The 21,568-nt window shown below is 62.7% G+C and carries 23 protein-coding genes and 1 pseudogene; 8 read left to right on the top strand and 16 right to left on the bottom strand.

What is annotated here, in order from left to right:
* Positions 1–18: 18 nt before the first annotated feature.
* The 8 genes from FZF13_RS00925 to FZF13_RS00960 form a co-directional block, all read right to left on the bottom strand.
* Complete coding sequence (locus FZF13_RS00925; RefSeq protein ID WP_065996696.1) at positions 19–912, bottom strand: LysR substrate-binding domain-containing protein; 894 nt, start codon at positions 910–912, stop codon at positions 19–21.
* 101 nt (positions 913–1,013) lie between these two features.
* Complete coding sequence (locus FZF13_RS00930) at positions 1,014–2,228, bottom strand: M24 family metallopeptidase (RefSeq protein WP_065996718.1); 1,215 nt, start codon at positions 2,226–2,228, stop codon at positions 1,014–1,016.
* A gap of 230 nt (positions 2,229–2,458) precedes the next feature.
* Complete coding sequence (locus tag FZF13_RS00935; protein WP_065996697.1) at positions 2,459–3,841, bottom strand: L-serine ammonia-lyase; 1,383 nt, start codon at positions 3,839–3,841, stop codon at positions 2,459–2,461.
* 61 nt (positions 3,842–3,902) lie between these two features.
* Positions 3,903–5,159, bottom strand: a complete 1,257-nt coding sequence (gene glyA, locus FZF13_RS00940; RefSeq protein ID WP_065996698.1) for a serine hydroxymethyltransferase — start codon at positions 5,157–5,159, stop codon at positions 3,903–3,905.
* 19 nt (positions 5,160–5,178) lie between these two features.
* Positions 5,179–5,736: a sarcosine oxidase subunit gamma family protein gene (soxG, locus tag FZF13_RS00945; RefSeq protein WP_065996699.1), complete on the bottom strand. Its 558-nt coding sequence runs from the start codon at positions 5,734–5,736 to the stop codon at positions 5,179–5,181.
* 12 nt (positions 5,737–5,748) lie between these two features.
* Positions 5,749–8,739 (bottom strand): sarcosine oxidase subunit alpha, encoded by a 2,991-nt coding sequence (locus tag FZF13_RS00950; protein WP_065996700.1) that lies wholly within the window; start codon positions 8,737–8,739, stop codon positions 5,749–5,751.
* On the bottom strand, positions 8,736–9,038 hold the full coding sequence (locus FZF13_RS00955) for a sarcosine oxidase subunit delta (RefSeq protein WP_065996701.1): 303 nt from the start codon (positions 9,036–9,038) through the stop codon (positions 8,736–8,738). Before FZF13_RS00955 ends, FZF13_RS00950 begins: the two co-directional genes overlap by 4 nt.
* A 10-nt stretch (positions 9,039–9,048) precedes the next feature.
* Positions 9,049–10,302 carry a sarcosine oxidase subunit beta family protein gene (locus FZF13_RS00960; protein WP_065996702.1) on the bottom strand — a complete coding sequence of 418 codons (1,254 nt, stop codon included), beginning with the start codon at positions 10,300–10,302 and terminating at the stop codon, positions 9,049–9,051.
* Here FZF13_RS00960 and FZF13_RS00965 point away from each other — a divergent pair.
* A complete protein-coding gene (locus FZF13_RS00965) occupies positions 10,250–11,425 on the top strand; it encodes a GlxA family transcriptional regulator (RefSeq protein ID WP_245317387.1) in 1,176 nt (391 codons plus the stop codon). The genes FZF13_RS00960 and FZF13_RS00965 overlap by 53 nt on opposite strands.
* Positions 11,426–11,471: 46 nt before the next feature.
* Here FZF13_RS00965 and FZF13_RS00970 read toward each other — a convergent pair whose 3' ends face one another.
* Positions 11,472–11,738: a LysR substrate-binding domain-containing protein gene (locus FZF13_RS00970; RefSeq protein WP_287499036.1), complete on the bottom strand. Its 267-nt coding sequence runs from the start codon at positions 11,736–11,738 to the stop codon at positions 11,472–11,474.
* A 66-nt stretch (positions 11,739–11,804) separates the two neighbouring features.
* Here FZF13_RS00970 and istA point away from each other — a divergent pair, with 66 nt between their 5' ends.
* Together istA and istB are read left to right on the top strand one after the other, a co-directional pair.
* Complete coding sequence (gene istA, locus FZF13_RS00975; RefSeq protein ID WP_150978916.1) at positions 11,805–13,334, top strand: IS21 family transposase; 1,530 nt, start codon at positions 11,805–11,807, stop codon at positions 13,332–13,334.
* Positions 13,324–14,118 (top strand): IS21-like element helper ATPase IstB, encoded by a 795-nt coding sequence (gene istB / locus FZF13_RS00980; protein WP_065996945.1) that lies wholly within the window; start codon positions 13,324–13,326, stop codon positions 14,116–14,118. The genes istA and istB overlap by 11 nt, the downstream gene beginning before the upstream one ends.
* A 71-nt stretch (positions 14,119–14,189) precedes the next feature.
* On the opposite strand, the pseudogene FZF13_RS00985 reads toward istB, so the two are convergent.
* The 7 genes and pseudogenes from FZF13_RS00985 to FZF13_RS01015 all read right to left on the bottom strand — a co-directional run.
* A pseudogene (locus FZF13_RS00985) lies at positions 14,190–14,291 on the bottom strand (non-homologous end joining protein Ku); the annotation flags it as partial.
* Between the two features lie 315 nt (positions 14,292–14,606).
* Positions 14,607–15,164, bottom strand: a complete 558-nt coding sequence (locus FZF13_RS00990; RefSeq protein ID WP_065996943.1) for a hypothetical protein — start codon at positions 15,162–15,164, stop codon at positions 14,607–14,609.
* An 18-nt stretch (positions 15,165–15,182) separates the two neighbouring features.
* Positions 15,183–15,563 (bottom strand): hypothetical protein, encoded by a 381-nt coding sequence (locus FZF13_RS00995; protein WP_065996941.1) that lies wholly within the window; start codon positions 15,561–15,563, stop codon positions 15,183–15,185.
* 13 nt (positions 15,564–15,576) lie between these two features.
* The gene (locus FZF13_RS01000) at positions 15,577–15,891 is read right to left on the bottom strand and encodes a hypothetical protein (RefSeq protein WP_065996939.1); all 315 of its coding nucleotides are present in this window, start codon (positions 15,889–15,891) and stop codon (positions 15,577–15,579) included.
* Between the two features lies 1 nt (position 15,892).
* Positions 15,893–16,513: a thermonuclease family protein gene (locus FZF13_RS01005; RefSeq protein WP_065996937.1), complete on the bottom strand. Its 621-nt coding sequence runs from the start codon at positions 16,511–16,513 to the stop codon at positions 15,893–15,895.
* Positions 16,510–17,172, bottom strand: a complete 663-nt coding sequence (locus tag FZF13_RS01010) for a thermonuclease family protein (protein ID WP_065996932.1) — start codon at positions 17,170–17,172, stop codon at positions 16,510–16,512. The genes FZF13_RS01005 and FZF13_RS01010 overlap by 4 nt, the downstream gene beginning before the upstream one ends.
* Positions 17,172–17,843: a hypothetical protein gene (locus FZF13_RS01015; RefSeq protein WP_065996930.1), complete on the bottom strand. Its 672-nt coding sequence runs from the start codon at positions 17,841–17,843 to the stop codon at positions 17,172–17,174. Before FZF13_RS01015 ends, FZF13_RS01010 begins: the two co-directional genes overlap by 1 nt.
* A 130-nt stretch (positions 17,844–17,973) precedes the next feature.
* On the opposite strand from FZF13_RS01015, the gene FZF13_RS01020 reads away from it, so the two are divergent.
* From FZF13_RS01020 to FZF13_RS01040, 5 genes are all read left to right on the top strand, one after another.
* The gene (locus FZF13_RS01020; RefSeq protein WP_065996928.1) at positions 17,974–18,366 is read left to right on the top strand and encodes a hypothetical protein; all 393 of its coding nucleotides are present in this window, start codon (positions 17,974–17,976) and stop codon (positions 18,364–18,366) included.
* 444 nt (positions 18,367–18,810) lie between these two features.
* Complete coding sequence (locus FZF13_RS01025) at positions 18,811–19,587, top strand: hypothetical protein (RefSeq protein WP_137902178.1); 777 nt, start codon at positions 18,811–18,813, stop codon at positions 19,585–19,587.
* A complete protein-coding gene (locus tag FZF13_RS01030) occupies positions 19,588–20,046 on the top strand; it encodes a hypothetical protein (RefSeq protein WP_065996921.1) in 459 nt (152 codons plus the stop codon).
* A gap of 258 nt (positions 20,047–20,304) precedes the next feature.
* Positions 20,305–21,171 (top strand): lytic transglycosylase domain-containing protein, encoded by an 867-nt coding sequence (locus FZF13_RS01035; RefSeq protein ID WP_065996919.1) that lies wholly within the window; start codon positions 20,305–20,307, stop codon positions 21,169–21,171.
* Positions 21,168–21,539, top strand: a complete 372-nt coding sequence (locus FZF13_RS01040; RefSeq protein ID WP_065996917.1) for a TrbC/VirB2 family protein — start codon at positions 21,168–21,170, stop codon at positions 21,537–21,539. Before FZF13_RS01035 ends, FZF13_RS01040 begins: the two co-directional genes overlap by 4 nt.
* The last annotated feature ends 29 nt before the right edge of the window (positions 21,540–21,568 follow it).

Genomic DNA, 21,568 nt, shown 5'->3' on the forward strand with positions numbered 1-21,568 from the left:
GGCTCGCAGGCAGGTGCCTCAAACCGCCTTAGCGTCGCCGTCGTTCGCCACGAACATGTCGGCGAAGCGAGCTGCGAAACTTTGCGCCACCGCCGATCGCTTTCGATCAGGCACGACATAGATGCCGACCACGACGTCGGCCAGACGAGGCAGGTGGCTCGAAGGCCCCATGATCCGCAATGCCGAGGGAATGATCCTGCGCGCCAGTACGGTCATGCCGAACCCGGCGCCCACAGCCGCTTCCAGGCCGGACAGGCTCGGGCTCGTGTAGACGATCTCGAAATTGCGTCCGTCACGCTGCAACGCCGTCAGCATGTTGCGGCGATAGAGACAGCCTTCGGGATAGCAGACAATGCGAAGCCGTTTTCTGTCATCGACGTCTTCCGGAACAGCATCGAGCGGTTCCGCGCCGACCCAGGCCAGCGGTTCCTTCCAGGTCATGAACGCGCCTTCCGAGGGCCCGTCGGCCGTCATCGCCACCACAATATCGAACTGGCCGTTGCGCAAGCCGCGCAACAGGTTGTGGGAAAGATCGCAGACGACGTCGAAGGTGATATCGCCGCCGTCCCGGGCAAGAGTCGCCATCAACTTAGGCAGGAAGTGGTCCGCATAGTCGTTGGGGATGCCCAGCCGCAGCTTGCCTTTGCTGTCGCGGTTGGAAAGCTTCAGCATCATCTCGTCGTTGAGCGCCAGAATCTGACGGGCATATCCTGCAACTATTTCCCCATGCTCGGTCGGTTGTGCGCCGCCTTCCTTGGCGAACAGCGAAACGCCCAGCAATTCCTGCAGCTTCTTCATCTGCAGGCTGATCGCCGGTTGGGTGCGGCCAAGCTGTTCACCGGCGCGCGTATAACCGCGTAGGTCGATAACCGTCACGAAGGCACGAAGCAGGTCAGTAGGGATGCTGCGCATGGCACTCCATCCTCCAGCGGGACATAAAATCATGCGGCGCCGCACAAACGCAAGCGGGCCTCTGGTTTCCCAAAGGCCCGCCTCGCAGTTCAGACCGCCCGTCAGGGCTTGACGATATTGTGCTCCGGTCCGAATGGGAACTTGGTGATGTTTTCCGAACTGTTCTCGCCGATCACGAGGATATCGTGCTCGCGATAGCCGCCGGCGCCGGTCATTCCTTCCGGCAAGGTCACCATCGGCTCCATCGAAACGACCATGCCCGGCTGAAGGACGGTGTTGATGTCCTCGCGCAGTTCGACGCCGGCTTCGCGGCCATAGTAGTGTGACAGCACGCCGAAGGAATGTCCGTAGCCGAACGAGCGATAGCCGAGCAGACCGTGGCTTCGGTAGATGTCGTTCAACTCGGTCGCCACGTCGCCACAGCGAGCACCGGGTTTCAGGAGTTCGAGGCCACGGCGGTGCACCTTGCAATTGACCTCCCAAATGCGCAGGTGTTCATCGCTTGCGTGGTCAAGGAACAGGGTGCGCTCCAGCGCGGTGTAGTAGCCCGAAATCATCGGGAAGCAGTTGAGCGAAAGGATGTCGCCTTTCTGAACTTTGCGCGACGTCACTGGATTATGGGCGCCATCGGTGTTGATGCCGGACTGGAACCAGACCCAGGTGTCCATCAATTCGGCGTGCGGGAAGGTCTTCGCGATATGGCGCACCATTGCCTGCGTGCCCGCAAGCGCCACCTCGTATTCCGGAACGCCTTCGCGGATCGCATCGCGGACCGCTTCGCCGCCGATGTCGGCGGTGCGCGCGCCTTCCTTGATCAGGGCGATTTCCTCCGCCGACTTGATCGTGCGCAGCCACATCGTGGGCGAGCCGATATCGACGAACTCCACCTCCGGAAAGGAGTCCTGCAAAAGCTTGCGCAACTCGATATTGACGTGGTCGAACTCGATGCCGAGACGCTTCACGCCCGGCAGCGACTCCTGCAGCGCGTGGAAGTAGTTGTCGCGACGCCAGTCGGTATAGGTGACGTTGTCGCCGAACGTGCGGCGCCAAGGCTGGCCTGCGTCGATGCCGGCGGACACGGAAATCGCCTTCTGCGGCGTGACGACGAAGGCATAGCGGCGTCCGAAGTAGCAGTACAGGAAGTCGGAGAAGTAGCAGATGTTGTGATAGGAAGTGAGGATCGCGGCGTCGAGCTTCAGCTCGGTCAGGATCTTACGCAGACCGTCCTGCCGGCGCGTCATTTCCGCCGCGCTGAAGGTCGGAACGGCCTTTTCGCCGTTGTGCATGTTCTGCAGCCGAAGCAATTCGTTCGGCATGCCTTTGGCATAGACGTTCATCGTTCCATTTCCTTTGCATCGAAATCAGGGTGGTCGAGCTCGGAAGGGACTATAGAAAGGCCGCGCCGCTGCAGGAAATTAGAAGTCGCTATCAATCAATTACAGTTTTTAATCGCGCTGCCGCCGCCGCCGCCAAGAGAGGTATCTACGGCGGGCCGTGCGAGGCGCACCGCCACCTCACGCGTGCTGCCAAAGACAACACCCGACCCTCAGCATTCCGGCAGATTTACTGCGAGGCCTCCCAGGCTGGTCTCCTTGAACTTTACGCTCATCTCCTCGCCGGTCTGGCGCATCGCTTCGATGCAGTTGTCGAGCGGCATGAAGTGCGTACCGTCACCACGCAGCGCAAGCGAGGCGGCGGCTACGGCTTTGGTCGCTCCTATCCCGTTGCGTTCGATGCAGGGAACCTGCACAAGTCCCCGCACCGGATCGCAAGTCATGCCGAGATGATGCTCAAGCGCGATCTCGGCGGCGTTTTCGATCTGCTCAGGCGTGCCGCCGAGCACGGCGCAGAGGCCTGCCGCCGCCATGGCTGCCGCAGACCCAACTTCGCCCTGACAGCCGGCTTCGGCACCGGAAATCGAGGCGTTGTGCTTGATCAGCCCGCCGATGGCCGCGGCAGTGAGCAGGAAGTCGGGGACCTTGGTGGGTTCGGCGCCGGCGCAGTGGTCGAGGTAATAGCGCAATACTGCTGGGACGACGCCCGCAGCCCCATTGGTAGGCGCCGTCACAACCTGTCCTCCGGCGGCGTTCTCCTCGTTGACGGCCATGGCGTATACGCTTAGCCAATCCGACGCGGCGTGCGGCTGGCTCGAATTGCCCAGCCGTTCGGCAAGAAGCTGCTGATGGATTCCCCTCGCCCTCCGTCGCACGTGCAATCCTCCAGGCAACTCGCCGTCCCGCGCCATGCCCCGGTCGATGCTTGTGTTCATCACCGACCAGATGTGCGCCAGCCCCCGCTCGACCTCAGGAGCAGGGAGGACAGCGATCTCGTTCTCGCGCTTCATCGCAGCGACGGAAAGCCCGGTCTCGCGCGACATGGCGAGCATCGAAGCGGCGCTGTCGAAGGGATACGGCCATTGCGCCAAGCCGCTAGCCGCCATCGTGGGCGCCTGGCGTTCGGCGGCGGTGACGACGAAGCCGCCGCCGATGGAATAGTAGGTTTCCGCCAGGACGATGCTGCCGTGAACGTCCAGCGCGGCGAACACCAGTCCGTTGGCGTGACCGGGCAGCGGTGGCCCGTAGTCGAAGATGATGTCGGCGGCGGGATCGAAAGCGAGCGGCGGCAAGCTCCGCGAACGCAGCCGGCGGCTTTCATGAAGCGCTACGAGCTCGCGCTCGGCTCGGTCTGGGTCCAGATCGGCGGGCAGGTAGCCAAGCAGGCCGAGCGCCACGGCGCGGTCCGTGGCATGGCCCTTGCCGGTGAAGGCGAGGGAGCCGTGCAGCGTCGCCATGAGCCTTGCGGAGCGCTGTCTTTCCGGGGCGTCGCGCAGCAGATCGAGAAACCGCGCCGCCGCCGTCATCGGGCCCATCGTGTGCGATGACGAAGGCCCAACGCCGATCTTGAAGACATCGAAAACACTCACGAACATGCCATACCTCATCGACCACGCGGTCCGCTCCGCGCGCGTCAGGCCGGATGATTGTCAGCGTTCAGCCGTAGATCGGAAAGCGGCGGCAGAGGTCCGTGACCTCGGCCAGCACGTACCGCTCCACCGCAGCGTCGCCTTCCGTGTCCTTTTCGGCCAGCGCGTCGATCACCTTGAGGATCAGTTCGCCGACGCGGCGGAACTCCGCCTCGCCGAAGCCGCGCGTCGTTCCGGCCGAGCTGCCGACGCGGATGCCCGAGGTGACGAAAGGCTTTTCCGGATCGTTCGGGATCGCGTTCTTGTTGCAGGTCAGGCCAGCGCGTTCCAGCGCGACCTCGGCCGCCTTGCCCGTTACGCCCTTGGGACGCAGGTCGACCAGCACCATGTGGCTGTCGGTGCCGCCCGAGACGATGCCGAGGCCGCCATCCGTCAGCACTTTCGCCAATGCCTGTGCGTTGGCGATGACCCGGCCGGCGTAGTCGGCGAAATCGGGCCGCAGCGCCTCGCCGAAGGCGACCGCCTTGGCGGCGATGACATGCATCAGCGGGCCGCCCTGGTTGCCAGGGAACACCGCCGAATTCAGCTTCTTCGCCAGCGCCTCGTCATTGGTCAGGATGACGCCGCCGCGCGGGCCGCGCAGCGTCTTGTGCGTGGTCGAGGTGACGACATGGGCGTGCGGTACCGGGCTCGGGTAGTGTCCGCCGGCGATCAGGCCCGCGTAGTGAGCCATGTCCACCATCAACCAGGCACCCACCTCGTCGGCGATCCGGCGGAAGCCCGCGAAGTCGATCCTGCGCGGATAGGCCGAGGCCCCGGCGATGATGAGCTTCGGCCTCGTCTCCAGCGCCCTTTCGCGGACCTTCTCCATGTCGATCAGATGGGTTTCGGGATCGACTTCGTAAGAAACCACGTCGAACCACTTGCCCGACATGGTGACGGGCGAGCCGTGGGTAAGGTGGCCGCCATGCGCAAGCGACATGCCCATGACCCGGTCGCCAGGCTGCAGCAGCGCCAGGAACACCGCCTGGTTCGCCTGTGCGCCGGAGTGCGGCTGAACGTTGGCGTATTCCGCCCCGAACAGCTTCTTCAGACGCTCGATGGCGACTTCCTCGACCTTGTCGACGAATTCGCAACCGCCGTAGTAGCGCTTGCCCGGATAGCCTTCGGCGTATTTGTTGGTGAGCACCGAGCCCTGCGCGGCGAGCACGTCCGCGGATACGATGTTCTCCGAAGCGATCAATTCGATCCGGTTCTTCTGTCGGTCGAGTTCCTCGGCGATAGCGCTGGCGATCGCGGTGTCCGAGATGGCTGGGGCGGTCATAGCGTTATCCTTTCAAAGATCAGGCGAGTTCGGCAGCAAGTTCCCTGCAGCCGGTTTCGAGCAGCTGGGCGATGTGGGAGGCGAAGCTGTTCCAGACATCGATCCGAAAGCGGTCGGCCGCGTCGCGCCACAGCACGACGGTCGCGCCGTCGAACAGAGTGCGGCGGCCTTCGCCGGACGGGATCGTAGCGATGTCGCGCGGGCAGCCGAGCGTGAGCAGTTCGGCCGCCTTCGGCCCCTCGGCCAGCAGCGTGACCTCGCGTCCGGAAATGTCGACCAGGCTGTGCGGATGGGCGGCGGCCAACGCCGTGCATGCTGCGGTGAGCCGGGCGGCGTCCCTAGTGGGCGCGTGGATCGTCCATTCGTCCGGGCCGAGGCGGATCGCCTCGATCTCGCCGACGGCGGCGCGGCGGCCGATGCGGTCGGGCAGGGCAAGCCCGAGTGCGGCGCTCAGTGCCGCGACGGCGTTTCCCCTGGCGCGCAGCGACAGCCGCCCCTCGGTCGGCGAGACACTGAGCTGTGCGGCCTTCGTCTCGATCACGACGCCGGGATTCAGGGAAGAAATCTCGCTGCTCATCTTCGCCTCCGGTCAGATCTTCAGGCGGGTGTTTTCGGGATCGACGAAGACGGTCCCGGTGACGGTGGCGGCGATGGTGCGGCCGGGCATCGGGATGTAGACGGTTTCGCCCATCCGCTCGTGCCCACCCTCGACGAGGGCCAGCGCGATCGGCCGGCCGGCCGCGACCGAGTGGTAGGACGAGGTGACGTGTCCCACCATCTTCATCGGGATCGGCTGCTTGGGGTCGAAGACGATCTGCGCGCCTTCCTCCAGCTTCGAGCGGTCCTCGGTCAGCAGGCCGACGAGGTGCCTGCGGCCCTGGGCCGTCAGGTCGGGGCGGGCCAGGCCACGCTTGCCGACGAAGTCGGGCTTGTTCTTGCCGACCGCCCAGCCCATGCCGGCGTCGTAGGGCGTGACCGTGCCGTCCGTGTCCTGGCCGACGATGATGTAGCCCTTCTCGGCGCGCAGCACGTGCATCGTCTCGGTGCCGTAGGGCGCGATGCCGTATTGCTGGCCGGCCTGCCATAGGGTCTCCCACAACTTGCGGCCGAGCGGCGCGGGCACGTTAACCTCGAAGCCGGTCTCGCCCGTGAAGCTGACCCGGAACAGCCGGGCCGGCATGCCTGCCACCGTGCATTCCAGGCACGACATATGCGGGAAGGCTTCTTCGGTCAGCTCGATCCCTTCTACGAGCGGCGCCAGCAGCTTCGCGGCGTTGGGTCCGTTCAGTGCGATGGTGGACCATTGCTCCGTCGTCGAGGTCAGCCAGACGTTCAGCCCGGGCCATTCGGTCTGGAGGTAGTCCTCCATCATGTTCAAGACGCGCGCGGCGCCGCCGGTGGTGGTGGTGACGTGGAAGCGGTCCTCGGCCATGCGCCCGATCACGCCGTCGTCGCGGATGTAGCCGTCGTCGCCGAGCAGCAGGCCGTAGCGGCAGCGTCCGACGCCGAGCTTGGCCCATGGGTTGGTGTACATTCGCTCCATGAAGGTCACGGCATCGGGGCCGACGACTTCGATCTTGCCCAGCGTCGAGGCATCGAAGATGCCGAGGCTGGAACGCACCGCGCGGCACTCGCGGCTGACGGCCGCGTCCATGTCCTCGCTGGGCTTCGGGAAGTACCACGCCCGGCGCCATTGCCCGACCGGCTCGAAGACGGCGCCGTTCTCGGCGGCCCAACCGTCGATCTGCGTCTTGCGCGTGACCTCGAAATGCTCACCGCGATGGTAGTTCGCGAAGGCTCCGAAGGTGGTCGGCGTATAGGGCGGCCGGAAGGTGGTGAGCCCGACCTCCGGCTGGCGCTTGCCTAGCGCGTCGGCAGCGATGTTCAGCCCGTTGATATTCGACATCTTGCCCTGGTCGGTCGCCATGCCGTTGGTGGTGTAGCGCTTGACGTGTTCAATGGAGCGCATGCCCTCACGCACGGCCAGCCGCAGGTCCTTGGCGGTGACGTCGTTCTGGTAGTCGACGAAGGCCTTGGCGCTGCCGGGATTGCGGTCGGTCGGCAGCTCCTTGTGCGACACGCCGCTGCCGGGGCGGTCGTTGTCGACCGCGTAGGCGAGCACATTGCTTGTCTTGCCAAGTGCCGCCGCCACCTCACGACCCCGCTCCGCGCCGTCCTTCAACGCCGCCTCGACGCCCCAAAGCCCACGGCTTGCACCGGCGATGGCGCAGTCTTCGTTCGTCCGGTCAGGCAGGAAGGTGGTGAGGTCGTCGCTCCAGGCGAGCTTGCCCTGCGTGTGCGAGAACAGATGCAGGGACGGAGTCCAGCCTCCGGACGTCAGCACCGCATCGCATACGATCTCTTGGCCACCGCCGACGCTGTCACCCTTGACCGGATTGACGCGGATCGACTTGACGCGCATTCGGCCCGAAGTGGCGGTCGCCGTGTGCGACAGCTTCACCGGGATGCCGAGCGCGCGGGCCTCGTTCACCAGATCCTCGCGGACAGCGGCACGGGTGTCGACGATGGCCTGGATGCGCGCGCCCGCGCCCTGCAGATCGAAGGCTGCGTACCAGGCGCTGTCGTGGCTGGTGACGACGACCGGGCGGTCGCCGACGCGCACGCCGTAGCGGTTCAGGTAAGTTTGCGCCGCACCCGCCAGCATGACGCCCGGGCGGTCGTTTCCGTGGAACACCAGCGGCTTTTCCAGCGCGCCCTGGGCCAGCACGACCCGGCGAGCCCGTACCCGCCACAGGCGCTCGCGCGGGGTGTCCTTCGGCAACGCGTCGAGATGATCGGTCACGCGCTCGCAGAGGCCCAGCATGTTCTGGTGGTAATAGGCGATTGCCGTGGTGCGGGTCATGATCCGCACGCCCAGACCCTTCAACGCCCTCAATTCCTCCGCCAGCCAGTCCCAGGCCGGCCGGCCGTCGATCCGCGCCTGCGGTTCCGACAGAAGCGTGCCACCGGGCTCGGCGTTCTCGTCGACGAGGACGACCTTTAGCCCGTCGACCGCCGCCGCGCGCGCTGCGGCGAGACCGGCGGGACCGGCGCCGACGATGAGCACATCGCAATGCAGGTTGCGCGAGGCGTACTGGTCCGGGTCTTCCTCCGTCGGGCTGACGCCGAGGCCGGCGGCGGCGCGGATGAATGGCTCGTAGACCTTGTGCCAGAAGCTCTTCGGCCACATGAAGGTCTTGTAGTAGAAGCCGGCCGAAAACAGCATGTAGGCGGCGTCGTTGACAGCCCCGACGTCGAACTTCAGGCTGGGATACTTGTTCTGCGAGATGGTTTCGAGCCCGGCGCGCAGCTCCTGCACGGTGGCGCGGGTGTTCGGCTCGAAGCGGCCGGGACCGCGCCGCGTGCCGATCAGCGCGTTCGGCTCCTCCGAGCCGGCGGCGACCGGGCCGCGCGGACGGTGATACTTGAAGGAGCGGCCCATCAGGTGGACGCCGTTGGCGAGCAGGGCGGAGGCGACCGTGTCGCCCCGTGCGCCCTGATAGATCTTGCCGTCGAACGTGAAGCTGACCGGCTGCCCGACGTTGATCCGCCCGCGGCCTGGAACGCGATACCGGCTCATTTGCGGACCTCCGGCAGGGCCTCGAGGGTGGGGCGAGGCGCGCCCGCCTTGTAGGTCGTCAGGAAGCGGTCGCTGACCGTATCGCGTACCGCGTTGAAGAAGCGGCCGCAGCCATGAAGGTGCCGCCAGCGCTCGTAGTGCGGGCCGCGGGCATTGGCGCGGATGAACAGGAAGCCTTCCCACTGGTCGTCGGTCTGGGACGACGGGTCCTGCGGACGCACGACATGCGCCTCGCCGGCATAGGTGAACTCGGCCTCGGGCAGCGTTTCGTTGCAATAGGGGCAATGGATCAGGAGCATGGGTCGGTCCTCAATGCGCGACGGCGGCGGCGGCGGCCTCGTCGATCAGACGGCCGGTGCGGAAGCGGTCCAGCGTGAACGGAGCGTTGATCGGATGCGGCTCGTCGCGGGCGATGGTATGTGCGAAGACGTGGGCGGAGGCCGGCGTCGCCTTGAAGCCGCCAGTGCCCCAGCCGCAATTGACGTAGAGGTTCTTCACCGGTGTCTTGCCGAGGATCGGCGAGCGGTCCGGCGTCACGTCGACGATGCCACCCCATTTGCGCAACATCCGCATGCGGTTGAAGATCGGGAAGACCTCGACGATGGCCGCGATGGTGTGCTCGATCAGCGGCAGGCCGCCGCGCTGAGAATAGGACGTATACTGGTCGGTGCCCGAGCCTATCACCAGTTCGCCCTTGTCGGACTGGCTGATATAGGCGTGGACCGCGTTCGACATCACAACGCAGGGAAAGATCGGCTTGACCGGCTCCGACACCAGCGCCTGGAGCGGATAGCTTTCCAGCGGCAGCCGTACGTCCGCGGTCTGCATCACCACCGACGTATGGCCGGCTGCCGATACGGCGACCTTCTTGGCCTTGATGAATCCCCTGGCAGTCTCGACGCCGGCGACCGAACCGTCCGGATTGCGACGGATCGCCGTCACCGGGCAGTTCTGGATGATGTCGACGCCTCGCGCCGCGGCGGCGCGGGCGTAGCCCCATGCGACCGCGTCATGACGCGCGGTGCCGGCGCGCTCCTGCAGGGCGCCGCCCATCACCGGATGGCGGGCAGTGGGCGAGATGTTCAGCGGCGGGCAGTATTCCTTGCATTCCTCCCGCGTCAGCCAGCGGTTGTCGACACCGTTCAGCCGGTTGGAATGGATGTGGCGCTTGAAGCTTTGCACGTCGTGGACATTGTGGGCGAGCATCAGCACGCCGCGCCGCGAGTACATGACGTTGTAGTTCAGTTCCTGGCTGAGGTTCTCCCACAGGTCGACGGCGTGGTCGAACAGCCGGGCGCTTTCGTCATAGAGATAGTTCGAGCGTATGATGGTGGTGTTGCGGCCCGTGTTGCCGCCGCCCAGCCAGCCCTTGTCGATCACCGCGACGTTGGTAACGCCGTGTTCCTTGGCGAGATAATAGGCGGCCCCCAGTCCGTGGCCGCCGGCGCCGACGACGACCACGTCGTATTCAGTCTTCGGCTGGCTGTCCGGCCATTGCTCGGTCCAGTTCTTGTTCCCGGTCAAGGCGTTCTTCAAGAGTGAGAAAGCTGAAAATCGGGTCATTGGATTCCCCAGTTCTATGGGGCCTACTTATTGCGATATCGCACCGCTTTTGGCAGAATGTGCGCGTCATAAGAATGGTATCCATGCGACAAGAACGGGAGAAGGGTCCTTGACCGATGGAGAAAAAAGGGGCCAGAATGTGCGGAAGCTTCGGCCGCGCCTGTCGGTCGGCTTCATCCTCGCGCGCCGCTTCACACTGTGCGCCTTTGCGAATTTCGTCGATGTCTTGAGATTGTCGGCGGACGAGGGCGACCGAAGCCGCCCGATTTTATGCGGTTGGCGCGTCCTGTCGGCAACGATGGAGCCAATCGTGTCCAGCTCCGGTATTGCAGTCCATCCAGAGGAACGGTTAGGCGATCCCACCTTGTTCGACTATCTCGTCGTCGTCGGCGGATTGATCGACGAGATTCCTAACCTGAGTCCGGAATATACTCACTACCTTCAGCGCGCGGCCGCTGCGGGCGTGCCACTCGTTGGCGTCTGCACCGGCGCCTTCATCCTTCACCGTGCCGGGCTGTTGAACGGCTATCGCTGCTGCGTGAGCTGGTTCCACCATGCGGATTTCCTGGAACAGTTCGATGGGCTGCGACCCGTCTCCGACCAGATTTTCATCGTCGACCGCGATCGCCTGACCTGCTCGGGCGGTGCAAGCTCGGCGCATCTCGCGGCTTGGCTGGTCGACAGGCATGTCGGACGCGCACAAGCTCGCAAGAGCCTCCATATCATGATTATCGACGATGCGTTGAGGGCCGAGAAACCGCAGCCCGGCATCCCGCTCGACCTGACGACCGACGATCCGCTGGTGAAAAAGGCGCTTCTGCTCATGCAGCAGACCATCGACACGCCTTTGTCCGTCGCCGAGACGGCCCATCGGCTAGGCGTTAGTCGTCGCCGACTGGAACGCCACTTTCAGCAAGCGGTCGGCATGGCGCCGACGCTTGCCTGCAAGATTATGCGGCTGGAGCACGCGGAATTCCTGCTGTGTCAATGCGATCAATCGGTGACGGAGATCGCCGCCGCGACCGGCTTCTGCGATTCCTCGCATTTTGTCCGCGCTTTCCGCGAAAGGTGCGGCATGACGCCCGCGGCCTTCCGCCGTACACATACTTCCGTAGGCGCCTGAGTTCGCTTTGGCGGAATGATACAGTCCGAGTATACTAACGAACCGGTTATCGCGCGGGTCGACTTTTCACTACTTCGACGAAATGGCGCGCCGAATTTGAACGGTTGCTGCGCTTCCATGCCAGCACCGTTGGAATGCGAAATGCAGGATGTACGATAGGGCGCAGCACGACGTTGCTTCCAAGGAACCCGATGAGGCTCTTGGGATAGACGGTCACTCCCAGACCAGCGGCGACAAGACCTAGAAGCGCCAGCGTATTTGAGGCCTGTTGATTTCCGCCGAGAACTGACCCGGGATTGGGCGGTTTTTCCATTGAGAAGTGACCCATGTTTGAACCCACCCCTGCTGGTTGATCGCAGGGGATTTTGGAGTGATAGACATGGCGTTACTGAGCGTTATCCGACGCTGGCATCTGCGTGACGGGCATTCGATCCGGGAGATTGCGCGGCGCACGGGACTGTCGCGGAACACGATCTGCAAATACCTGCGATCTGATGAGGTGGAGCCCCGCTTCCAGGTGCCGGATCGGCCGAGCAAGCTTGATGCCTATGCCGAGCGGCTGTCGGCGTGGCTGAGGACGGAGGCGAACAGGCCGCGTAAGCAGAAGCGCACGATCAAGCAGTTGCATGCCGACCTGATGAGCCTTGGCTATGAGGGCTCATATGGTCGTGTGGCCGCCTTTGCGCGGGCCTGGAAGGAAGAGCGCCAACGTCAGATGCAAACGAGCGGGCGCGGCACCTTCGTGCCGTTGGCGTTCGAGCCCGGCGAAGCGTTCCAGTTCGACTGGTCGGAAGATTGGGCGGTCATCGGCGGCGAGCGCACCAAGCTGCAGGTGGCTCACTTCAAGCTCAGCTACAGTCGGGCCTTCATCGTGCGGGCCTATCCGCTGCAGACGCACGAGATGCTGTTCGACGCCCACAACCACGCCTTCCAGGTTCTGGGCGGCGTTCCCCGGCGCGGGATCTACGACAACATGCGCACGGCGGTCGACAGGATCGGCCGCGGCAAGGAGCGGCAGGTCAATGCCCGCTTCTCGGCCATGGCCAGCCATTATCTGTTCGAGACCGAGTTCTGCAATCCGGCCTCGGGCTGGGAGAAGGGGCAGGTCGAGAAGAACGTCGAGGATGCGCGTCACCGGCTATGGCAGCCAATACCGCGCGTTCCATCGCTGGAGGCCTTGAACGACTGGCTGGAACAGCGGTGCCGGGAACTGTGGCAACAGGTTCCCCATGGCCTCAGGCCGGGAACGATCGAAGACATCCGGGCCGAGGAAGCACGGTTCCTGATGCCGATGCCACGCCTCTTCGACGGCTTCGTCGAATACACCAAGCGGGTCTCTCCGACCTGCCTCGTCCATCTGGAGCGCAACCGCTACAGCGTGCCGGCGTCCTTCGCCAACCGGCCTGTCAGCCTCAGGGTCTATCCGGAACGGATCGTGGTTGCTGCGGAGGGGCAGATCGTGTGCGAGCACCGCCGCATCATCGAGCGGTCGCATGACGGCCCCGGTCGCACCGTCTACGACTGGCGTCACTATCTGGCGGTCATCCAGCGCAAGCCCGGTGCTCTGCGCAACGGCGCTCCCTTCACTGAACTCCCCGAAGCCTTCAAACGGCTGCAGCAGCACCTGCTCAGGAAGCCCGGCGGCGACCGCGAGATGGTCGAGATCCTGTCGCTCGTCCTGCAACATGACGAGCAGGTCGTGCTGACCGCCGTGGAGATGGCGCTGCAGGCCGGCGTTCCGACCAAGGTCCACATCCTCAATCTCCTGCACAGGCTGGTCGACGGCAAACCGATCGAGACGCCGATCGTGGATGCGCCGCAGGCGCTGAGCCTGGTCAAGGAGCCGCAGGCCAATGTCGAGCGCTACGATGCTCTGCGCCAGACCCGGGAGGTGCGTCATGCGTCATGATCCCGCCAGCGGCGCTATCGTCGTCATGCTCAGAAGCCTTAAAATGCACGGCATGGCGCAGGCCGTCGCCGAACTCACCGAGCAGGCTTCACCCGCCTTCGAGGCCGCCATCCCCATCCTGTCGCAACTCCTGAAGGCCGAGATGGCCGAGCGGGAGGTCAGGTCCGTAGCCTATCAGCTCAAGGCAGCCCGCTTCCCGGTCTATCGCGACCTGGCCGGCTTCGACTTCGCCAGCAGCGAGATCAACGAGGCCCTCGTGCGCCAACTCCATCGATGCGAGTTCATGGACGATGCCAACAATGTCGTGCTTGTCGGCGGCCCCGGCACCGGCAAGACCCACATTGCCACCGCCCTCGGCGTGCAGGCGGTTGAGCATCATCGCAAGCGTGTCCGCTTCTTCTCCACCGTCGAGCTCGTCAACACGCTTGAGCAGGAGAAGGCTCAGGGCAAGGCCGGCCAGATCGCCAACCGGCTCGCCCACTCCGATCTCGTCATCCTCGACGAACTCGGATACCTGCCCTTCAGCGCGTCAGGCGGGGCGCTGCTGTTCCATCTGCTGAGCACGCTCTACGAGCGCACCAGCGTCGTCATCACCACCAACCTCAGCTTCAGCGAATGGGCCACCGTCTTCGGCGATGCCAAGATGACGACGGCGCTGCTCGATCGGCTCACCCATCACTGCCACATCCTGGAGACTGGAAACGACAGCTTCCGCTTCAAGAACAGCTCTGCCCAGACCACACCAACAAAGAAGGAGAAAGCACCCACCTTGACCAAGACCTAAGACCCAAACCATACATGAAGGCGGGTCACTTCTCGGCGAAAATCCCGGGTCAGCTCTCAGCGGAAATCAACAGCGATGCGCTCGGACGAGGAAGCGGCCGTGTAGAGCGCTACCGCGCAGGCAACTTCTCCGAACTTGATGTAACCCTTCCAGTTTGCCCGCGCTGCAACCATGACACTCGCACTCCGGCACAACCTATGCGAGTCAATAAAGCCATGGACCGCCGATATGGTTCCGGAGTCAAAAAGAATCTGAATTCAAAGGGTTGGGACATTCGTCGACCAGGATGCCGTTTATGGCCTGCGCAGGCGGAAAAAGGCGCAGGGCGGCGGAATGGTGATTTGAACGAACATGTCGTCCAACTGGGACGCTCCAACCCCCTTCAGGTACAGATATTTCGAGAAAGAATCCGCATTTGCGCATCACGATTGAATGGCATCAAAGCCCATTCCTTCATTGTAGGCTGCTCAGTGATGGGGAATTCAATCTCAGTTCCTCAAATTGAAATGATAGCGCGCAACATTGCCGGTCTCTTTGTTGCGAATGTCGAAATAGTAGGGATCTTTGCGCTTCGGTCTCGGAATGATCTCGTTCGTCATGCAAGTGTTGCCATCGCGCCGAAACTGGTCACTTTTCAGGTAGTCGATATTTCCGAAGTGTCTACTGCGATTGAAAAGCGTGGTGCAGGCGACCTGAACCGGCTTTGCGCAAACGGCGGTGTCGCGCATGTTGCCGCCATGGCCGCTGTAGGTGTTGATAGTGGTCGCAGTCGTTCCGGCCGGACAATCTTCATATTCGGCATAACCCGGCTCTTTGGTTCCTGCCTCGGGACAGGATGGCCAATAGCCGGGATGAACCTTGCGGATTGACAGCAGTTTCAAAACGGGCGGCACGCAATACGAAACCCCTTGCCATGAAGGATTTTGCGACGCAACACACAGCAGGATTTTGCAGCCGAAGGAAGCATCCTGGGCCTGGGCACTATGAACCGAAATGCCGATGACGATGCTGGCGATAGCGGGAAGCAGGTATCGTAGGGGCTTCATGGTTCTCTCCTTGTCTCGTCAATTCTGTGATGCCCAGACGTCGTCGATTTTGACAAAGCGGAGCACCTTGGGCAGAACGTGGTCGTGCTTGTCGGTGATCGTGAGCGAGCAGAGGACACCTGGACCGGCCGCGTCCTTCTGGCACTGATCGATGGCGACTTTTTTCACGCCGCCGAAGAATATGAGTTTGCGGATTGCGGCGAGCGCTTCTCCATCGGATGGCACTTCAAGCCTGGTCGCCGCCTCGTATTCGTCAACCTTCTTTTGCAGCGTGGTGATCTGGCCAGCGAGTTCCTCGACCTTGGTCGCGTGGATCGAGCTCGCGTAGACGTAGCCGCCAGCAACCCCGACGATCAACGACACGAGTCCCGTGACGCCTAAATTCACCGTCTGATTCATGGGAGAATGTCCGTCACTGATAGTCAGTGATGCCGAGACGGCGCAGGACTTTGCCCGGGTCGGTCTCGCAATCATGCTTCCAGTCCGGATGTCTGGCGCAGCCATAGGCGTATTGGCTGAGATCGGCGCTGGAGAGATTTGCGAGCTCGTTGCCCTTATCCATCCACTTCTGGACATCATCAGGCGTACACCCCATACCGCCGGCGCCACACTGATCCGGGTCGATGCCGGTGTTTTGAGACGGCTGCTGGGAAGTCTGCGATATCGCCGGCGAAGCGAGGATCGCGCCGGCGCCAACAATCAGGACCATGAAGAATAGGCTTTTCATCTTAACCTCGCGGAGGATTTTCGGGTGGCACTGGAGCGGGGGGAGGAAGGGGTAGGCCGAATTCCGACGTTTCCTTTGACGTCGAACGCGCCACAGGCTCCGCCGGCTTGTCGGGTTTGTAATTCCAGGGCGGGGTGAGCTTCGGATCGGACCAGACGCCAAACCCCAGGCCACGCGCGCGGCGTTCGATATCGAAATAAGCGGGAACCTGCGGCTCGCCGGGAAAATTGTACGCGTATCCAATGCCTTCGGCGATCGCGGTCGCGGCCAGATTGGTTTCATCGACAAAGCAATGCGCGAGAACGGTGCCATTCGCATCGGTCGTCACGGATGCACAATTCACATCGTGTTTCAGGGTGCGAAGGATCAACCAGGCGCGGGCCACCTGACCGACGGGCCATTCGACGCTTTCGGTCGTGGCAACCTGATCGAGCCGAGGTGCAAGATACCCTGCAAGGCGGACGATCTTCTTAGGGGTGATGAACTCGATGGTCGATCCGTCGAGCACCTGCACGCGTCCATAGATTTGCTTCGGCAGGACCGTGTCCGCTGGGCCCTGCGCGCTCGCCGGCCATATCGTGGCGAGCATGACGAAGATCGCGATGCCGTTGAGGGGTTTCATTGCTTGCCGACTACGTCTTTTGAGGACTGCTGCTGACCCTGTCCAATGAGGATGGAAACAGGATGGGGAAGATCCGAATAGGCCCAGAGCCCTTCGCGCGCTTCGCGTGCGCCTTGTTCGGCGAGCCGATAACCCGGAACGACCAGCTGGCCGGTCGAGCTGACAGCTGCAAATCCCCATCCCTGCGCGATCATGAAGGTCGCGAGGTCGTAGCGGGTTTTTCCCGTCGTCGTCTGACAGACAACAAGCAGATTGCTGGCATCGAGTTCCCGGATCGTCGTACAGACGGGTTTGCTGTCCCGGACTATAGCCTGCGCCATGATCAGGTTCAGCTCACCGCAATCACGCTTTACGCCGGGTGCTATCGTCACCGACGTGCCACGCAGACAGGCTTGTAGGCCATAGAGCCGGTAACGCTTGCCATCCGCGATCCAGCTATCGGCGGTCTCAAATTGCGCCGTCATGGGAAAGGGCACGAATTTGCTGCCGTTCCCGTCTGCCGACGGGGTCGGATCTCTTCCGTCCGGCGCCGGCGCCTGCGCCTGGACAGGAACTGGCTCCGGTCGCGCCGGCACCTGAACAGCCGGCACAACGGCCGCATAGGCGAACACAAGAGAACGGGCGACGATAGCAATAAGCATGATTGTCGAGACCTGCATCAATTCGTCTGGCTTTGCCGGTACCGTTCACCATAGGGGTGCTGGAACGAGGCGTTCGACCAAATGCCGACATGGGCCTTTGAGGCCGCGGCTTCGGCAGCGGCGTATTCAGGGAAGAGCGCTGTGCCGTCAGGCGCCCGGGTAGGGAAAGCCAATCCGCGCCGAATGAGGTATTCCGACAACGGCTGGACACGATCGTCAGCGCCGATGAAGAAGCATTCGGCAAAGCGAACCGAAGGTTTTCCGGTGTTCGCGCCAAGAAAATGGCACGGAAACGCGCCGCCCGCAGATGCTGCGGCCGTTTGCAGAGCAGCATTCAGTCCAGCGAGCGACAGCATGGTGCACGTCGCGCGCATCCCGTTCAGTTGCAGTTGTTGCGTCGATTGGCAGCCCTGAGCGCCGACCAGCTTGATGATGGTGTTTTCGGCATCGACAAACGCATTGCCGGTCAATGCCGCTTCAGGAATGACGGTTTCGAGTCTCAGGGCCTTCTCCAAACTGGCCGGATCCGGCGCGCGTTGTGGCCCCGGAACAAGATCGCGGCCGTTTGCGTAGGCATTCTGATAATATTCGACAAACTTGGCACGACGCGGCGCCGTCGCCTTTTGGGCGGCGACGGTCGAGGCCGAAGCCAAGAGGACAGAGATGGAAATTGGAGCAATTGCGCGCATTTTTCAGTTCGGCCTTTTCCAACCGACGGGAAAATGCTATAGACGATAATTATACGATAGTGCAAGTTTCGAGAGGCACGGAACCGCTTTTCCGGCACATGACGCGGTAAAATTATACGGACGATTGGCGATGATCAGGGCTATAAAAAAATTGGTGCAGGCGTTCTGGATGCTTGCCGGTCTTGTCATGCTCGTCGTCTGGATCGCCTTCGGTGGTTGGCTTCTTCTGTGGATCGGGTCGTCCGCTATTGGTGCGACATGGGCCCCTGCGATCGGCTCTTGGGGCTATGATTTCCTTGTCCAGCACTTCTGGGTGAAGCTTGTCGCCATCCTGGCATGCCTGACGCTTGTCGGAGCGATCTCGGGTGAGACGACCAGCCGGCGCACCAGGCCGGCTTCAAATTTTGACGACGAGCGTAAGACGGAGCAAGAAAAGCAAAACCTCGCCGATGAGACGATCATTGGTCAGCGCAACTCAAGGGCATCCCAATGCGCTTGGGAACGGTCTGCGGGGCTGCGCTAGCTGACGCCGCTGTCTGCTGACATGAATCCCAAGCAGCGCTGTGCAGGCCGCTACCGACAGGCTGTAACTGCCAACCGGTAGTTCCATAGCAGAATCGACTTGCCACGCGGATCTTCGACTAACGGTATCCGCCTGTGAAGCAGCATCACGATGACCGTGAAGTCCAAGGCCGCAAACGCGGCCAAAGCCGCACCTTTTATCGCGCGCTTTCCTGTTTCTCCGCCCCAGACGCTGACGCGGCAGGTCCACGCCCCACCTCCTCCTTGCAGGCCAAGTCCTGAAGGCCGCAGCAGCACGGCCAAAGGCCGTTGCTGCGCCTTGCCAGCGGCATAGGAATTGCGCCATCTAAAATTATACGATAGTAACATTTTGAGGAGGCGCCGGGGTTTGCATTGAGCGTCTGCACGCTCGAATTCGGAGCGAAATGAGAGAACAGAGTCGCCCGTGAGCGAAGTGTGGTCGATGGATTGGTATCTCGTACCGCTGCAATACGACTGTCGGCATTGCGGGACGCAGGCGGACGGATATGGGCTGGTGCTCGGACCGAACACGCAGGTATCACAGGGGACGACGGCCGAGAATTGGGACGTGGACCGACTTGGTACCTATGGCGCCGTATGCGGTTGGAAGCGCGCCGGCCCACAGCGGTGCGAGTTCATCACCGCCATGAGCGAAGGAAGGCTGCGCTTCACCAAGGATGAGCTGTTGCTCGCGTGCGAGCATTGTGGCGGAAGAACCGGACTGGGCGCGGTGGCACCTACTGCGATGGAGAATTTCGTACAGTGGGGATCGCTGCGCGCGATGCGCAACGAACGGCGAATGATCGTCGCCAAGGGGGCGGACATTGCGAAGTTTCACGATGGCACGGTCATTGATTTCGACCGGGCGATCGGTCCGTCATTCGCCGTGGTGGCGCGCGGCGCCTGCCATAACGATAGCCGCGGGCAAGGACGTATCGAGATCCTGCTGGATCTGGCGGCAGGGCATTACGCCTGGTCGACGATGTTCGGAAACCGCGGGTCGCAGAAGGCGTGGTCGACGCTGTCCGCCGTCTCGGGCAGGCAAATCGCAACGATGGTGGAGCAGTTGGCGCTGGCGGAGATCGATCTGACATCGCTGGGCTGCATTGACGATGCAGGACCCGTTTGCCGGTTCGCGTTCGAGCAGATCGTCAATGGGCTGATGGCGAGCGGCTATGCTTGCGACGCGGGGAGAAGTTGAATGAAGGTGCCGGTCATCGCGGCGATAGCACTGGGTTTGGCTGTGGAAGGGTGCGCGTCACCGGTCGGTCCGTCGAGCTACTCCGCTCCACGTCCATGGACAGGTTTGAAGCTGACGCAATGCAAGGCATACGGGACGTTCTCGGAATGCCAGTTGGTGCAAACGTCGACGTCACAGTACCGGCGATATCGGCTCGGTCCGGTGCAGCAACAGAACCGTCGGTTCCAGACCTTGAGCGACGACTATCAGTATCAGATCACGGGTTGCTACCAGATTGAGCGCGTAAACAGACCATTGCCGAACTACCTCTGCCGCATCGTTAGGTACCGAACTGGGGCCGATGCGGGGTCGGTGTTCGTCAAAGGCGCAACTGCGGTCAATCTGGCCAAATTCCTCGGCGACCAGGAGCAACTGCGCTATCAGCGGACGCGTGATCCCTGGGAGCGAAAAGGCTCCTGATCGGAGACTCAGACCGGCGAATGCGATCGGTAGCTCAGGAGTTAAATTATACGATAGTGACAGTTTGTCCTTGACCTTTGCGAATTAGATTATACTAGAGTGCAATCTAAGGTCCACCGTACAGGGTCAAGAATGCGGTTTCTGTCGAGGAGAGCGACGCGATTTTCCAGTGCTCACGGCCTCACGGCCATTGCACTGTTGTGCGCGGTGATACCCCTGCAGGCTGTCGGGGAGGGTCTGGAGGCTCGACCTTCAGGCGTGGAGACGCCGCTGAGCGATGAGGCGTTTTCCGCCCGTACCGGAGCCGCAACGGCGGCGCCGCGTACATCAGCGAAAGCTGTCCTGGTGCCGGTCCGAGTGAAGGCCGTTCGGGCAAGCGCCAATGTCTTTGCCTATCGGGCCGAGCCTCTTCGGGTCGAGCCGCCGCACGATCTGACGGCCGAAAGCACCGCAGACGCCGCCGATGTGATGCCGTGGTCGGCAATCGGCAACGTTGGCGCGAAAGTTCGGCCCGACCTGCTGGCGGGAATCCCTGACGATGTCGCACGGTTGATTGTTCAGGCGGCGGGCGAAGAGGGCGTCGATCCGAATTTGATGCTTTCGATCGCTCGGGCCGAGAACGGCGCTTTCGATCCCGAGGCGATCAGCGGGGCAGGGGCGATCGGGATCATGCAGATGCTGCCGGAGACGGGAGCCGCATATGGCGCGAGCGATTTGACCGATCCGGTGCAGAATGTGCGCGCATCGGCGAAATTCCTGAAAGTGCTGGTCGATAAATATGCCAACCCGTTGCTCGTGGCGGCGGCGTACAACGCCGGCGAGCCGAAGGTGGACGCCCGCACTTCGCTGCCGCTTATCCGCGAAACGGCCGACTATGTGACACGCGTGGTGGGTCTCTACACCCACGCATACGCGCAAGGCGACATCCAGACCGTTGGACGGGTGCGCCAAGGTCTCAACGCACGTGAGAAGCGGAGAGCGGCGAACCCAGAGGTCTCCAGCCCCGCACGATCGACGATGCTGGTGTTTTCCACAAATGACCCAAGCCCCATGGGGACGGATGCGGCTGAGCAGATACCGGGTCCGGACGGCCCCGTGAAAGTAAAAGAGGAAGGCAGCCTATGAACAGCGTGAAGGCATTTTGCGGCGGGCTGAAAGACGCTGCCAGGAAAGGGTGGAACTCGCCACTCGGCAAGCGGGTGATCGTCCATTCAACCATGGCGACGGTGAGCGCGGGGATCTTGTTCATGTCCGCGATCGAACCGGCAGCGGCGCAGAACCTGCAGGCCCTGCAGAACGCCGCCGACCGTATCGTCCAGTTCTTCACCGGGCCATTCGGGCGCAGCATCGGCGCGATCGCCTTTATCGGCATGTTTCTCGCCGCGGCGTTTGGCTACTGGAGCTGGGGCGCCCTGTTGCGGGTCGGCGGTTCGCTCGCCGGCATGTTCGCGGCGGCCGAGCTTGTCGATTTTCTGGCCGGTGGCGCGCAGTAGGCGCCTTCATCGTCATGGCGAACAGAGAC

Source organism: Mesorhizobium terrae (assembly GCF_008727715.1).
Taxonomy (GTDB): Bacteria; Pseudomonadota; Alphaproteobacteria; order Rhizobiales; family Rhizobiaceae; genus Mesorhizobium; species Mesorhizobium terrae.

What these genes read in the sequence shown, in the direction of transcription:
- FZF13_RS00925 (WP_065996696.1), bottom strand. Translation starts at nt 912, where the DNA reads ATGCGCAGCATCCCTACTGACCTGCTTCGTGCCTTCGTGACGGTTATC.
- FZF13_RS00930 (WP_065996718.1), bottom strand. Translation starts at nt 2,228, where the DNA reads ATGCCGAACGAATTGCTTCGGCTGCAGAACATGCACAACGGCGAAAAG.
- FZF13_RS00935 (WP_065996697.1), bottom strand. Translation starts at nt 3,841, where the DNA reads ATGTTCGTGAGTGTTTTCGATGTCTTCAAGATCGGCGTTGGGCCTTCG.
- glyA (WP_065996698.1), bottom strand. Translation starts at nt 5,159, where the DNA reads ATGACCGCCCCAGCCATCTCGGACACCGCGATCGCCAGCGCTATCGCC.
- soxG (WP_065996699.1), bottom strand. Translation starts at nt 5,736, where the DNA reads ATGAGCAGCGAGATTTCTTCCCTGAATCCCGGCGTCGTGATCGAGACG.
- FZF13_RS00950 (WP_065996700.1), bottom strand. Translation starts at nt 8,739, where the DNA reads ATGAGCCGGTATCGCGTTCCAGGCCGCGGGCGGATCAACGTCGGGCAG.
- FZF13_RS00955 (WP_065996701.1), bottom strand. Translation starts at nt 9,038, where the DNA reads ATGCTCCTGATCCATTGCCCCTATTGCAACGAAACGCTGCCCGAGGCC.
- FZF13_RS00960 (WP_065996702.1), bottom strand. Translation starts at nt 10,302, where the DNA reads ATGACCCGATTTTCAGCTTTCTCACTCTTGAAGAACGCCTTGACCGGG.
- FZF13_RS00970 (WP_287499036.1), bottom strand. Translation starts at nt 11,738, where the DNA reads ATGGAAAAACCGCCCAATCCCGGGTCAGTTCTCGGCGGAAATCAACAG.
- istA (WP_150978916.1), top strand. Translation starts at nt 11,805, where the DNA reads ATGGCGTTACTGAGCGTTATCCGACGCTGGCATCTGCGTGACGGGCAT.
- istB (WP_065996945.1), top strand. Translation starts at nt 13,324, where the DNA reads ATGCGTCATGATCCCGCCAGCGGCGCTATCGTCGTCATGCTCAGAAGC.
- FZF13_RS00990 (WP_065996943.1), bottom strand. Translation starts at nt 15,164, where the DNA reads ATGAAGCCCCTACGATACCTGCTTCCCGCTATCGCCAGCATCGTCATC.
- FZF13_RS00995 (WP_065996941.1), bottom strand. Translation starts at nt 15,563, where the DNA reads ATGAATCAGACGGTGAATTTAGGCGTCACGGGACTCGTGTCGTTGATC.
- FZF13_RS01000 (WP_065996939.1), bottom strand. Translation starts at nt 15,891, where the DNA reads ATGAAAAGCCTATTCTTCATGGTCCTGATTGTTGGCGCCGGCGCGATC.
- FZF13_RS01005 (WP_065996937.1), bottom strand. Translation starts at nt 16,513, where the DNA reads ATGAAACCCCTCAACGGCATCGCGATCTTCGTCATGCTCGCCACGATA.
- FZF13_RS01010 (WP_065996932.1), bottom strand. Translation starts at nt 17,172, where the DNA reads ATGCAGGTCTCGACAATCATGCTTATTGCTATCGTCGCCCGTTCTCTT.
- FZF13_RS01015 (WP_065996930.1), bottom strand. Translation starts at nt 17,843, where the DNA reads ATGCGCGCAATTGCTCCAATTTCCATCTCTGTCCTCTTGGCTTCGGCC.
- FZF13_RS01020 (WP_065996928.1), top strand. Translation starts at nt 17,974, where the DNA reads ATGATCAGGGCTATAAAAAAATTGGTGCAGGCGTTCTGGATGCTTGCC.
- FZF13_RS01030 (WP_065996921.1), top strand. Translation starts at nt 19,588, where the DNA reads ATGAAGGTGCCGGTCATCGCGGCGATAGCACTGGGTTTGGCTGTGGAA.
- FZF13_RS01040 (WP_065996917.1), top strand. Translation starts at nt 21,168, where the DNA reads ATGAACAGCGTGAAGGCATTTTGCGGCGGGCTGAAAGACGCTGCCAGG.